At 48.9% G+C, this 13,681-nt stretch carries 14 protein-coding genes; 6 read left to right on the top strand and 8 right to left on the bottom strand.

What is annotated here, in order from left to right:
* Positions 1–20: 20 nt before the first annotated feature.
* The 5 genes from sufU to H8B09_RS02555 form a co-directional block, all read right to left on the bottom strand.
* A complete protein-coding gene (gene sufU / locus H8B09_RS02575) occupies positions 21–449 on the bottom strand; it encodes a Fe-S cluster assembly sulfur transfer protein SufU (RefSeq protein ID WP_191201903.1) in 429 nt (142 codons plus the stop codon).
* Positions 436–1,662 (bottom strand): cysteine desulfurase, encoded by a 1,227-nt coding sequence (locus H8B09_RS02570; RefSeq protein ID WP_191201902.1) that lies wholly within the window; start codon positions 1,660–1,662, stop codon positions 436–438. The genes sufU and H8B09_RS02570 overlap by 14 nt, the downstream gene beginning before the upstream one ends.
* On the bottom strand, positions 1,659–2,966 hold the full coding sequence (sufD, locus tag H8B09_RS02565) for a Fe-S cluster assembly protein SufD (RefSeq protein ID WP_191201901.1): 1,308 nt from the start codon (positions 2,964–2,966) through the stop codon (positions 1,659–1,661). The genes H8B09_RS02570 and sufD overlap by 4 nt, the downstream gene beginning before the upstream one ends.
* A gap of 19 nt (positions 2,967–2,985) precedes the next feature.
* The gene (sufC, locus tag H8B09_RS02560; RefSeq protein ID WP_191201900.1) at positions 2,986–3,765 is read right to left on the bottom strand and encodes a Fe-S cluster assembly ATPase SufC; all 780 of its coding nucleotides are present in this window, start codon (positions 3,763–3,765) and stop codon (positions 2,986–2,988) included.
* Positions 3,766–4,015: 250 nt separating this feature from the next.
* On the bottom strand, positions 4,016–4,597 hold the full coding sequence (locus H8B09_RS02555; RefSeq protein ID WP_191201899.1) for a DUF1802 family protein: 582 nt from the start codon (positions 4,595–4,597) through the stop codon (positions 4,016–4,018).
* A gap of 216 nt (positions 4,598–4,813) precedes the next feature.
* Between H8B09_RS02555 and mtnA the strand changes: the two genes are divergently transcribed.
* On the top strand, positions 4,814–5,881 hold the full coding sequence (gene mtnA, locus H8B09_RS02550) for an S-methyl-5-thioribose-1-phosphate isomerase (RefSeq protein WP_191201898.1): 1,068 nt from the start codon (positions 4,814–4,816) through the stop codon (positions 5,879–5,881).
* Between the two features lie 117 nt (positions 5,882–5,998).
* On the opposite strand, the gene H8B09_RS02545 is transcribed toward mtnA, so the two are convergent.
* On the bottom strand, positions 5,999–6,304 hold the full coding sequence (locus tag H8B09_RS02545) for a YunC family protein (RefSeq protein ID WP_191201897.1): 306 nt from the start codon (positions 6,302–6,304) through the stop codon (positions 5,999–6,001).
* A gap of 192 nt (positions 6,305–6,496) precedes the next feature.
* Between H8B09_RS02545 and H8B09_RS02540 the strand changes: the two genes are divergently transcribed.
* The 4 genes from H8B09_RS02540 to H8B09_RS02525 all read left to right on the top strand — a co-directional run bounded on the left by H8B09_RS02540 (position 6,497) and on the right by H8B09_RS02525 (position 9,266).
* Positions 6,497–7,051: a hypothetical protein gene (locus H8B09_RS02540; RefSeq protein ID WP_191201896.1), complete on the top strand. Its 555-nt coding sequence runs from the start codon at positions 6,497–6,499 to the stop codon at positions 7,049–7,051.
* A gap of 434 nt (positions 7,052–7,485) precedes the next feature.
* The gene (locus H8B09_RS02535) at positions 7,486–7,986 is read left to right on the top strand and encodes a hypothetical protein (protein ID WP_191201895.1); all 501 of its coding nucleotides are present in this window, start codon (positions 7,486–7,488) and stop codon (positions 7,984–7,986) included.
* A 112-nt stretch (positions 7,987–8,098) separates the two neighbouring features.
* Positions 8,099–8,779 carry a hypothetical protein gene (locus H8B09_RS02530; protein ID WP_191201894.1) on the top strand — a complete coding sequence of 227 codons (681 nt, stop codon included), beginning with the start codon at positions 8,099–8,101 and terminating at the stop codon, positions 8,777–8,779.
* 28 nt (positions 8,780–8,807) lie between these two features.
* A complete protein-coding gene (locus H8B09_RS02525; RefSeq protein WP_224753212.1) occupies positions 8,808–9,266 on the top strand; it encodes a hypothetical protein in 459 nt (152 codons plus the stop codon).
* A 69-nt stretch (positions 9,267–9,335) separates the two neighbouring features.
* On the opposite strand, the gene H8B09_RS02520 is transcribed toward H8B09_RS02525, so the two are convergent.
* Together H8B09_RS02520 and H8B09_RS02515 are read right to left on the bottom strand one after the other, a co-directional pair.
* A complete protein-coding gene (locus tag H8B09_RS02520) occupies positions 9,336–11,165 on the bottom strand; it encodes a putative bifunctional diguanylate cyclase/phosphodiesterase (RefSeq protein ID WP_224753211.1) in 1,830 nt (609 codons plus the stop codon).
* Positions 11,166–11,393: 228 nt separating this feature from the next.
* Entirely contained in the window at positions 11,394–11,789 is a 396-nt protein-coding gene (locus tag H8B09_RS02515) for a DUF423 domain-containing protein (protein WP_191202768.1), read from the bottom strand.
* 188 nt (positions 11,790–11,977) lie between these two features.
* On the opposite strand from H8B09_RS02515, the gene yhbH reads away from it, so the two are divergent.
* Positions 11,978–13,144, top strand: a complete 1,167-nt coding sequence (yhbH, locus tag H8B09_RS02510; RefSeq protein WP_191201892.1) for a sporulation protein YhbH — start codon at positions 11,978–11,980, stop codon at positions 13,142–13,144.
* Positions 13,145–13,681 lie beyond the last annotated feature (537 nt).

The raw sequence follows: 13,681 nt of genomic DNA, 5'->3' as shown, positions 1-13,681 counted from the left end.
AGCGTGGTAGACAGTTTGAGCTATGATTGCTGCTGTTGCTCAATTCCTTTGCGAAGCGCGTTCCATGAGAGCGTCGCACACTTAATGCGCGCTGGGAATTTGTTCACGCCGGACAGAGCCTCAATATCTTCAAGCTCTTCGAACTCGACCTCTTCGCCTTTCATGAGGGCGGAGAAACGTTCAGCAAGCTCAAGCGCCTGCTCATACGTCTTGCCCTTCACGACTTGGGTCATCATCGAAGCGGACGACAGGCTGATCGAGCAGCCTTCACCGCTGAACTTGGCATCGATGACTTTGCCATCCTCAATCTGCAGCTGAAGCGCAATGCGGTCGCCGCAGGTCGGGTTGTTCAAATTAATCGTCACCGATTCGTTGTCGAGTGTGCCCCGATTTCTTGGGTTCTTATAGTGATCCATGATCACTCTGCGATACAAATCATCCAATTGCATGGCCGAAAAACTCCTTTGTCCGCTGCAGCGAAGCTGCAAGCCGGTCAATCTCTTCTTCGGTATTGTATAGATAGAAGCTTGCCCGCGCCGTCGAGCTTACATTCAGCCAGCGCATCAGCGGCTGGCAGCAATGATGGCCTGCCCGCACCGCGATTCCTTCGGAATCAAGCGCGGTTGCCACGTCATGCGGATGAACATCATCCAGGTTGAACGTGACCAGCCCGACACGGCCTTCCTTCGGTCCATAGATCGTAATACCGTCGATCGCCGACAACTGCTCGTAAGCATAGGCTGCAAGCTTTTGCTCATGATGATGAATATGGTCCAGCCCGATCTCTTGGAGAAAATCAATCGCCGCCGCAAGTCCGATCGCACCGGCAATGATTGGCGTACCACCCTCGAAGCGAGTCGGCACATCCTTCCAAGTCGATTCGTACAGCTCAACGAAATCAATCATCTCGCCGCCGTATTCGATTGGCTCCATGCGGCTGAGAATCGACTTCTTGCCGTACAGCGCGCCGATACCGGTAGGACCGCACATCTTGTGCGCGGAGAATGCGTAGAAATCGCAATCAAGGTCTTGCACATCCACTTTCAGATGCGGCGTGCTCTGAGCACCGTCAACGACCATTACAGCGCCGTTGCGATGAGCGATCGCAGCCACTTCCTTCACTGGATTGATGACACCCAGCACGTTCGAAGCATAAGTCATCGAGACGACTTTCGTGCGGCTCGTAACCGTCGCTTCCACATCAGCAAGGCTAATGGTACCGTCAGACTGAAGCGGAATGTACTTGAGCGTCGCGCCGGTTGCTTTCGCAGCCTGCTGCCAAGGAATCAGGTTACTGTGATGCTCCATTGGCGTAATCACGATCTCGTCGCCTTCGCCGCATACCGAACGGGCATAGCTGCTCGCAACAAGGTTAATCGCTGCCGTCGTACCGCGTGTGAACACAATTTCCTCTTCGCTCGATGCGTTCAGAAAAGCAGCCACTTTGGCACGCGCGGCTTCATACCCTTCCGTCGCACGCGAGCCAAGTGTATGCACACCACGGTGAACGTTCGCGTTATCCCACTCATAATAACGTTTTACCGCATCAATGACGGAACGCGGCTTCTGTGAAGTCGCCGCGCTGTCCAGGTAAACAAGCGGATGCCCGTTTATCTCTTGATGCAATATCGGGAATTGCTCCCGTATCGCATTTACATTCATGCTTCCAGCTTCCTTTCGAGCAGACGCTGAAGCTGCTCACGGACGGCGTCAATCGGAATTTCCGATACGACCGGCGCCAAGAAACCGTAAATAATGAGCCGTTCAGCATCAATCTTGGCAATGCCTCGGGACATCAGATAGTATACTTGCTCTGGATTGACTTGACCTACGCTCGCTGCGTGGCCAGCCGTTACATCATCTTCATCGATCAGAAGGATCGGGTTCGCGTCACCGCGCGACTTAGGGCTGAGCATAAGAACTTTCTCCGTCTGCTCGCCGTTCGCCTTCGTTGCGCCTTTCTCGATCTTCGTAATGCCGTTGATGATTGCCGTTGCTTCTTCACGCATAACCGCACGCGTAATCATCTGGCTGTCCGTGCTCTTGCCCCAATGAACAGCTTGCGTCGTCAGGGACAACTTCTGCTTCTTCGAGCCGATGCTGATTACTTTGGAATCGGAAGACGAGCCGCGGCCGTTCAGAACCGACTTCGTATCCGACAGCGTGTTGCCATCGTTCAGGTCGCCGATAATCCATTCTACGCGTGCATCGTTATCAAGCGCTGCGCGGCGGATCGAAATATCGACGACTTCCTCGCCCATGCTATGGATGGAAGCGAAGCTTACTTTCGCGCCAGCCTTAGCGACTACCTCAACGACACCGTGATGGATCGCTGCAACTTGTGCTGCACTTCCCGTTGTGATGACGTTGTCTACATAGGTTACACGGCTGTTCGACTCTGCGACGATCAGAACATGTGGCGCGAAAGTCGCATCTGCATCGTCATTGTACAGCACGGCTTGCAGCGGAAGATCTACTTCCACGTTCTTCGGCACGTATACGAATACGCCGCCGTTCCAGAGCGCGCTGTGCAGCGCCGACAATTTATCTTCATTGCTCGCTACAACCGAGTGTAGATACTGCTGTACAATTGCACTGTGCTCACGAGCTGCTGTTTCGAGGTCTGTGAAAATAACGCCTTGCGCTTTCAGTTCATCCGACAGCGTGCTGAATACTGCGCCTGATCCACGCGTTACGAGAAGTCCGGATTGCGACTCTGGTACGAATGCTTGGATGTCTTGGGACAGCTCCGCTGCACTGCTTACAGGCTGAGCCGGTTTATATTGACCGTACGCCGATAGATTCCAGCGATCGATTCTCGTTTTCTCAACTTTAGGTAGTTCCAGTGTCTCCACCAGTTCAGCTGCTTCAGCACGTTTGGCCGTCAGCCATTCTGGCTCTCCCTTGCTGCGCGACAACGCTTCGGCTGCTTGCCGGTTAACGGGAGTCGATAATTGAATACTCATGCTCGATATCCCCCTCCGATTAAGCTTGGCCGACTGTTTCGTCCACGATGCCGAGTTCTTCTTTCACCCAATCATAGCCTTCGTTCTCCAGGCGTTCTGCAAGTTCAGGACCGCCTGATTTAACGATGCGGCCTTGCATCATAACGTGTACGAAGTCTGGCTTGATGTAGTTAAGGAGACGTTGGTAGTGCGTGATCACGAGGAAACCGCGATCTTCGGAACGCATAGCGTTAACGCCATTCGATACGATTCTCAGAGCATCGATGTCAAGACCGGAGTCGATCTCGTCAAGAATGACAAGTTTCGGATCAAGCAGCATCATTTGAAGAATTTCGTTACGTTTCTTCTCGCCGCCGGAGAAACCTTCGTTCAGGTAACGGTGAGCAAACTCCGTGTTCATCTCTAGCTCTTTCATCTTGCCTTCCATTTGGCGGATGAACTTGATGAGGCTGATCTCGTTGCCTTCTTCGCGACGTGCGTTGATTGCACTGCGCAGGAAATCGGCGTTCGTTACGCCAGTAATTTCGCTTGGATATTGCATAGCGAGGAACATGCCAGCACGTGCGCGCTCGTCAACTTCCATCTCAAGGATGTCTTCTCCGTTCAGATGAGCAGTACCGCCCGTTACTTCATATTTAGGATGGCCCATAAGTGCCGATGCAAGCGTAGATTTACCCGTACCGTTCGGACCCATGATTGCGTGGATCTCGCCGCCCTTGATTTCCAGATTAATGCCCTTCAATATTTCCTTACCTTCAACCGACGCTTTAAGGTCGTTGATGATGAATTGTGTCGACATACATGCCGCTCCTTCCAAATGGTTGAAATGTATCTTCTAGTTATGGGGGTCCACTCACTAGCCGGATCATGGCTGAAGCGGGTCAAGTGTCCCGTAAGTGTAAGCGTAGTTCGCCTCATAACATACAAGCAATCGTGATTCTCACTGATTCTCAATAATTATTTTATTATAAGTCTTGTTACAAATCAATGTGCGTTTCATGGGGAGAAACTGAGCGTTCGATGAAGAACATGAAGGAACACCATTCTCTCTATCCTTTCAGCTGCTCCATAATCCTATTAACCTTCACAGCAAACTCCTTATCACTTAGTACAGGAGTCATACCGACTTCAGGCATACCATCCTCGAGTGTGACCCATGACTTACAACCTATATAGGCAGGATGCATCGGAACCGTTATCGGACGGTCCAGTTTGTACACCCGCAAAAGCAGCACATGAAGCGGATTTTTCTTCTTCCATTTCAGCCGTTCTTCTGCAAACGTCTCCGTCCAAATATGCTCGCCAAAAACACGTTCAAGCGTCTCGCTGTCGTACACCTCGATATCTTGTACCGCCTCTGCATAGGCTTCGAGCGTCATCGTTTCCGCGTCCTTGGACCAGCCTTCAAGCGTACTTGCGATCCGCCCTTGATAAGGGGCTTTCAACAGTTCTTCGCGCTGATGCTCATAGGCAGGCATTAAGTAGAAGCTTGGTCTGATCAGTCGAAAATCTCGCGTCTCCTCTACGATGCCGCCCTTGCGCATAACCATAATCATTTCGCCTTCAGCCAACGATCGAACCGTCACTGCCCACTCCTTGAGCGCGACCGGTTGATTCAATTGTTCACTCATTGTATGTATCCCCCCTGACCTATCCATTCATACCGTCCAATGACGGTCTTAATGTCCAACCTTCATTATAGCAAAGAGGTATTCCAACGCGAAACATATTTCAGTATACTAATGGGGGTCTCGCCTATACATGGATTTATTCGATAAATGTATGGACAACAACAATCAGTCGGTTAAACGGCTTATCGATAATGTAAAGAGAAAGAAGGATTTTCTATGACAACCGCACCGGCTCATATAGGACTTAAGTCCGTTATTTGGACTTCCACACATCTCGACTTGCTGGACCAGCGTCTTCTTCCGGGCGAGGTTGTCTACCTCGAGCTGCGAACAGCCGAAAGCGTATGGGATGCAATAAAAAATCTGGCTGTCCGAGGAGCTCCTGCCATCGGTATTGCTGCAGCATATGGCGTTGTTCTAGGCTCCCGCGAAACAGATGGCACTCCTGAGCAGTGGCTCGCTTCAGTCAATCACGCTGCCGAATACCTTGCAACTTCTCGCCCGACTGCCGTTAATCTGTTCTGGGCGCTCGATCGGATGAAAGCTCGTGCCGCGTCCCTTCTTGCAGAAGGCATAGGACTTGAGCAGTGCAAGCAGTCATTACTCGATGATGCAATCGCGATTCAGAGCGAAGATGAAGAAACATGCCGCCTTATCGGCGAGCATGCTCTGGAGCTGTTCGAAGATGGCATGGGCGTGCTTACGCATTGCAATGCTGGCGGACTGGCGACCGCCAGGTACGGTACGGCGCTTGCGCCATTTTACCTCGCACAAGAGAAAGGCATGCATTTGAAAGTATTCGCGGATGAAACAAGGCCTGTTCTGCAAGGCGCTCGCCTAACGGCGTTCGAGCTGCATCAAGCGGGAGTCGACGTTACGCTGATCTGCGATAACATGGCAGGCATGGTCATGTCCAAAGGGTGGATCAATGCCGTTATTGTCGGCACAGACCGAGTCGCTGCGAATGGCGATGTCGCAAACAAAATCGGGACGTACAGCGTTGCTGTCCTTGCCAAAGCGCATGGCATCCCCTTCTATGTCGCATGTCCGCTGTCTACGATTGACCTTAATACACCAACCGGCGACCTTATTCCAATCGAAGAGCGGCATGCTGAGGAGATTACGGAAGGGTTCGGCAAACGGACTGCGCCGGAAGGCGTCAAAGTATTCAATCCAGCATTTGATGTTACGCCGAACGAGCTTGTGACTGCGATTATTACGGAGAAGGGGATCGTGAAAGCGCCGTATAACGTAAACTTGCCGAATCTGTTCCAGCATGAATAGGTTCACAATTGATATTGTGCATAAAAGCCTCTGCTTCAGGCGGGTCGGATTCACTCCGGCCATCCTGATACAGAGGCTTTAATCGTTTACAACTGTTCTAATCCGAACGCTCATCCTTCAAGCCAGCAGCTTCAATGCTTCTCTGCCGCTCATTCCGACGTGGATGCCGATCTGCTCTGCATGCGTCGTAACTGATTCCAACGGTGCCTCCATCAGCTGCTCCAACGTACGAACGCCAACCGCTCGGCCAGCCAAAATACCGCGATCCGCAAGATCTCGGTTCAATAAACCGACATCAAGCGCTCCGCACATAATGTATCCTTTATCCGTCATCCAGGCTAATAACGTCGTCTTCGGGAGCTTGACTTCGATGCCGATGACAGTCCGGCCGTTATCCAACTCATAGGGAACCATGCGCATCATTGGTGTCCCGTTCCCCTCCTCCACCATGGACATTGCTTCGATGTGCCAACCACATTCGCACGTATTCACTATATGCATCGCTTCAAGACTGGTGCGGGAGATCATATCTTAGAAGAATGCTTGTTCGCAATAATAACTATCTGCTATAGTGTTACTTGTTATTATTTTATTAAGATTGACCGGAGGAGCCTCATGATTCCAACGAATAATGGTCAACAGACTCATTTATTTCAAGTCGAGATCCTTGTCGAAGGTGAGACGAACGCCAAGGCAATGGAACATCTGCTGCATGTTCTGAATAATGGGGGATTCCCTGACTTCCGCGTCTTGTCCGGCAGTGCAATGGGAAGACTTATTGATTCCATGCGCGAACAGCATCAGAATGGTCAGTTGAATGCAGCACAATCGGCGCCCGAAGCGCAGACACATACGGGAACAACTTCACCGGCAACGGCTAAAGTCAGATCCAACGCAGGAAACACATCCAATCGCAAGTCCGTTCAACCACCCTCTTCGACTGTTTCGAGCACAAGTCCATTCGCATCAATAGCAGCTCAGTTTCGCGAATTCATGGAGCAGAATAAGTTGATTCGATTGAAAATAAATAAAGGGCTAGGTGTCTCGCTTAGCATTCCAGGAAGAATCATTAACGTAGACGAAGCCACCGAGCTCTTGACGGTCTACCATGTGGATGAGAAGCAGGTCTATACCTTCAAGCTGAATGAGATCGACGATTTCTCGGTTTAACAAAGACAATTGAGTCGACTACCTGGATAAAAATAGGTTGACGTTACCGATGAAGAAACGATTGATCCGTTAAAGCCGCAAGAGCCCATTCAGTAATGAATCGGCTCTTGTATCCTCGATATTTCATACAATTCCCTTCACGCTTCAGTTCTTGACCATTTCCTAAGCGATTTCATATTTCGTATGTTCAATCTCAAAGATTCAACCTTCAAGCAAATTGAATATTAACTTTTCTTAAAATTTGCTCAAATATCAATCCATCTACTCCTCAAAAAGGGAAAAATAGGTTAATCTTATATTGTTTTTACATTCAGATATTTTTTAGAACCGCTAGAAGAGTGGAATGGAACGGAGGGTCAATTCCAAATAGTCATCAACTGCCAAGATTCAATTCCAGAAAGGGCACCTAGTTAAAAATTAAGAGGTAATTATTGATGAAAGGAACATTTTTCAAGATCTTTACTAGCATCATCTTACTTATTGTAATGTTGTTACAAATTAGCCCCGTCCTTGCTAGCCATCCTTACAGTCCTGAAAGACGCATTTCAACTATTCACAGTTCGACAGAAAGTGAATCTTTTTGTGTTGATGTCAAAAATACATCAAGAGTAACTTACACAACAGCTATCGATACACTAAAAACCGTTTTATACAATAGTGATGACGGCTGGGATCAACTAAATAATGGTAAAATTGATTTTGTTGCAGCTTCCGGAGGCCAGAATTGCTCAGATATGACATCTGCCATACTGTCCATCTACGAATTCAGATATTATGTGTTAGATAATCCAGAAGATTTTAGCGGTGGGACTACGCCAGTAATCGACTGTAGTACGAACTGCGTAAAACGTTACAGTCCAACTTCAGTTAGCGGGCATACTCATTATGCTTATGGCCACGCAACTAATCCAGCATGGCCAACTAAGGCAGCATGAGCTTGGCTGTCTTTTGCATAGATTGTAGCTCCTAGAAGGACGTTGACAGCGAGTGCTACCAACAAATAAGTAAGTGTTTTTCTATTCATCATATTCACCTCAATATTAGCTTTTGTTACTTTCAGCAGTTACAGAGTCTTTATCTAATGGACAAGAGGATAATCATTCTCACTCAGATGAAATACATTCCAAATTCACCAACCGAGCCACCTTAACATCTAATCGAGACAAAATATCAATTTGCATTGGAGATTATACTCAAACATCTTCTAGTAAATCATTATCAGAAAAGGTAATTAACAGTACAAATAGCATACTAGAAGGACAACTTAAGAAACATGCAAAATGGAAGGACAGTGGCTACTCAAAAGAGCAATTTGAAGTAGTAAAAGGATGTTCTTTCACCCCTTTTTTATTGGATGATGGAAATGCACATCCTGTCTACTCGGGGAAGATGAATAAAAAACTAGATAGGATCATAGATACCCCTAGCAAGGAGCAACTAGGGATCTTTATCGTAGATCCGACAGTAATCGAAAAACATTTTAAAGATGCTCCAGATCGTTGGAGTCCTGAAGAGATGTTATGTGAAAACAACGAATGCGCAGAGGTAACATCCGGCATTTACCTTACTGCAGACGAACTCTCCGGGATCGACAACAAAAATCTAGAATATGAAATCATGAAACGCTTCGGATTTGAACAAGGACATATAAGCGCTGAACAACAAGAACAGATAAAAAATGATGAACAACAAAAAGAATTATTCATAAAATCAAAGAAAGAAACATAAGGCAATGGCAGAATCGAGGTGAGATCACATGAAAAGCCTTTCAGCAATCATGATACGTTTATGTTTAGTCGCGCTTATTGTTGGATCACTTGGTGCATGCTCACTCGACAACGAGCAGAAAGAAGTTCAAGCAGCGTACACTGTCCATCCAGATTTAATGAAAGACCGCGATTCTCTCCTAGACAGATTGAAGCAGATTGACGACTACGATGCTGTAACTTATACCGATAACCAGTTGTTGGAGATGAAGAATTCGCCGGAGTCGCAGGATTATAAACAGGTCCTCATCTCCTATGTGGAGAACGAATTAAACAAACAAATCGAGTCGTATCAGACAATTGATGAAACGTCGAACGAAAAGTATCGTGCTCTGGCCGTCGTAACCGAAGATCAAACGGTATACAAAATACTATTGACTAAAAAGGACGAAATCTGGATTGTTAGCTCTATCGCGCAATTAGTCTGGAAAGAATACGCGATTGGTTAGTACGTATGAATTACTGCAAAGGCCGAGCCTTGAACAGATGATCTGCTCAAGGCTCGGCCTTTATTTCATTTATGCAGCAAGCATCTCTGCGATCCGTTCGCTCGGTACTGGCGGGCTGCCATAATAACCTTGCATTTCGTCGCATAGATGCATTTTGAGAAAATGAACCTGCTGCGCCGTCTCGACACCTTCTGCAATGACTTGCATATGCAGATTGTGCGCCATCGCGATAATGGCAGCTACAATCTCTGCATCGTCCGGGTCATCCTCAATATCGCTGACGAAGGAACGATCGATCTTCAGACGATCGATTGGGAAATGTTTCAGATAACTGAAAGAGCTGTAGCCCGTTCCGAAGTCATCAATGCTAATGCTGATGCCGATATCGGTTAACCGAAGCAAACTGTTCGTCAGCTTATCCGCATCCATCGTCATCGATTCGGTAATCTCAAGCTCCAGGTAACGCGGCTCCAACCCAATGCGTTCCAGTACTGCAGCTATCGACTCCGGAAAGTTGGGCTGCCAGAATTGACGCATCGATAAGTTCACAGATACCGGAATCTTCGGAAGGCCTGCATCCTGCCATTCCTTATTCTGCCGGCAAGCTTCCTCCAGCACCCATTGACCGATCTGTACAATAATGCCGCTGCTCTCGGCAATCGGAATGAACTGAGCAGGCGGAACCAACCCACGTACAGGATGATTCCAGCGGAGAAGCGCTTCAACCCCAACAATCGCACCTGAATGCATATCATATTGCGGCTGATAATGGAGTATAAACTCTCGATTAATGACTGCGCGCCTGAGATCATGCTGAATGCGAAGACGCTCGATGGAAGCTGCGTCCCACTCTTCGCGATAGCCCTGGCACTCATTAGGCCCGCTCTCCTTCGCCTTGATGAGTGCGAGATTCGCATTGCGCAGCAACTTATCAGAATGATGCGGCTCCTGTCCGCTCGTTGTGTAGCCAGCACTTGCCGTAATATGAATCGGAACACCCTGAATATCGAACGGCTCTTCCAAGACAGCCATTAATTTAAGAATGGCGTCGCCCTCGCTTCGTTCGCCTGTCGTATCGGCCAGCACAATGCCGAACTTATCGCCTTCCATCCGACAGATGAGGTCTCCCTCTCCGCAGCTGCGCAGTAACCGGTCTGCAACCTGCAGCAGCAGCATATCTCCGCAGTCATGGCCGAAAGAAGCATTAATCAGCTTAAAATGGTCGATATCGATACAGCATATGGTAAGCAAAGTATCTGAACTGTCCTTAATAGCCTCAAGCATCTCATCAAGCTGCTCAATGAACAATCTCCGGTTCGGCAAGCCTGTCCGGTCATCGTAATGCGTCAAATGACGAGTATGCTCATCGTTTCGTCGCCGCTCGTTCACATCTTGTGCGATCAAGATGCAGCCGACCGGACATCCAACAGAACCTGCTGGTGCAAGGAGTGCTTTCCAGTAAGAAATATCACCAGATAGGCCCCGTAGGCCAATAATGATCTGCGTCGATTTGCCCCCTGCGGCAAGCTCGGCATGTTCGGATAACAGGTGAACATCAGTCGCATCGACATAACGGTCGAATCGTTCGCCAATAGGGACATTGGATGCAGGCTCATATCCAAGCGACAAGGCCGCCGCTTCATTCATCTGGATAATTCGCCCACTCCGATCCATCGCATAGAACGGAAGCGGATTATGACGGATGCCTGACCAAGCTGCTTCAACGCTCGCCCGTTCATGGAGCATTCGTCTCAGCATAACAACCATACCGATTGCGCTAATTGCTGCGGCAATGAATAGCAGTGTGATGTCCAAGCTAACATGTTCTGTGACTGCAATTCCTGTAAAGACACACATAGCGATTGCAACGCACCATACGCCCGCGTATTGCCATTTCAAGGCTCGGACACTTATGGGGTTACCCGTGTATGGCGCCCTCGCGGGCTTTAACTTCCGACTCGTCACCTGAAAACGTCCTTCCTCTATCCGATGTACATTTACAACTAGTTTAGTTGGTTTTATTATAATACGAATGCCGATCAGTGGATAGAAAAAAATGCTAATCTTTGTCGCAGGATGCGAGAAAATTCAGGCTATTGTCGAAACGATTAGAATTGCATTCGCCGATTACTTTACACTGCGGGAATCGGATCTGCTAGACCACAACGCCCACGCAATCATAGCCCAACCTGCGAGGAAGCAGACACCGCCAATCGGCGTAATCGCACCAAGCCATTTCGTGCCGCTCAAGCTAAGCACATACAGGCTGCCCGAGAACACAATGATGCCGATATGCAGCAGCATAGCGCCTCTCCGCAGTACATCAGCCTTGCCCACGCGATCCGACAAAACCGCAACAACAAGAATGCCGAGGCCGTGATACATTTGATAACGAACGCCCGTCTCGAACACTTCAAGCATGTCCTCATCAAGTACATCCTTCAACCCGTGTGCCCCGAAAGCGCCGAATGCTACAGCAAGCAGTGCATAGATAGCACCGATCGCGCCGTATTTGTTCAACATTGACATATGCAATTACTTCCCTTCTTTTCTTTCTACGTTATATATTTCGCCATTATATCACATTCCGGTACACGGACATCTGCCAACATATCGTAATCTTCCGCTGAATATAGTAAGGAACATGAAGCGTTAATGAGAAGCCTAGCTTAACGTGCATTCGATTGGCATAAGACGGGAGGTGCTCCGACATGGGCACATTGGATAATCATCGCTCATTCATCGTATCCCGCGAGGACTGGTCGCTCCACCGCAAGGGCTATCAGGATCAAGCGCGCCATCAAGAGAAAGTAAAGGAAGCAATCAAGCAGAACCTGCCAGACCTTGTCTCCGAGGAGAGCATTGTGATGTCAGACGGCAAACAGGTCATAAAGGTGCCGATCCGAAGCCTCGATGAATATCGGATTGTTTATAATTTCAACAAGAACAAGCACGTCGGACAGGGCGACGGAGACAGCCAAGTCGGTGACGTGCTTGGCGTTGACCCGCAAGCGGCGCAAGGTCCTGGCAAAGGCGAAGGTGCTGGCGATCAGCCTGGCGAGGATGTGATCGAAGCTGAGATCAGTTTAGCTGAGCTGGAGGCCATGCTGTTCGAGGAGCTGGAGCTCCCTTTTCTCAAGCAGAAGGATCGGGATCAGCTGGAGACGAAGGAAGTCCGCTTCAACGACATTCGCAAGAAGGGCATCATGTCCAACATCGACAAGAAGCGGACCATTATGGAGAACCTCCGTCGCAACGCGACGAGCGGTCAGCCAGGCATTCATCATATCTCGCCGGATGATCTCCGCTACAAGACGTGGGAGGAAATCATCAAGCCGCAGTCCAATGCGGTCATCATTGCGATGATGGATACTTCAGGTTCGATGGGCTCTTTCGAAAAATATTGCGCACGCAGCTTCTTCTTCTGGATGACCCGCTTCCTGCGCCATCAATACGAGAAGGTAGAGCTCGTGTTCATCGCCCATCATACGGAGGCGAAGGAAGTTACGGAGGAAGAATTCTTCACACGCGGCGAGAGCGGCGGCACCATCTGTTCCTCCGCTTATATCAAAGCAATTGAAATCATCGACAGCCGTTACCCGCCGAATATGTACAACATCTACCCCTTCCATTTCTCCGATGGCGATAACTTGACGAGCGATAACGAGCGCTGCGTTAAGCTGATCGGCGAACTGCTGAAACGGGCGAACCTGTTCGGCTACGGCGAAGTGAATCAATACAACCGATCGAGTACGCTCATGTCTGCTTATAAGCACATTCAGTTCCCGCACTTTATGTATCATGTCATTCGGGAGAAAACCGAAGTTTATAATGCATTGAAATCTTTCTTCAGGAAGCGGGACCTAACTCCTCAGTAGGATTCCATGGGGCCGTGCCCCTTGGAGCCACTTTTTTCAAGATAAATCTAAACATCAAATTTCTCTAAAACCTTAATTCCAAAATTTCTACCCACCTAAATCAAGCGTTCTACCCACCTAAATCCTCCCTGCAAGGGAGGACCCCCGGGGTTTCCAACCCCGGGACCCCGGAAGGGGTCGGTGGCGAAACAGAGACTCGTATTGGATACTGCGTGCTTGGAGTCGTGTGACCTTTGGGGTCACAACTTTTGTTCGAGCTTGATGGTGCGATGGCATAGCAGAGATGCTTTTTGGTTACTGCGTACTTGGAGTCGTGTGAGCTTTTGGGTCACAATTTTTGTTCGAGCTTGCTGGTGCGGTGGCAGAACAGAGATGCGCTTTGGTTACTACGTGCTTGGAGTCGTGTGACCTCTGGGGTCACAACTTTTGTTCGAGCTTGCTGGTGCGGTGGCAGAGCAGAGATGCGTTTTGGTTACTACGTGCTGAGAGTCGTGTGACCTTTGGGGTCACAACTTTTGTTCGAGCTTGCTGGTGCGG

Source organism: Paenibacillus terricola, assembly GCF_014779765.1.
Lineage (GTDB): Bacteria > Bacillota > Bacilli > Paenibacillales > Paenibacillaceae > Paenibacillus_T > Paenibacillus_T terricola.
Note: the sequence above shows the minus strand (reverse complement) of the source record. Positions and strands in the feature narration are given on the sequence as shown.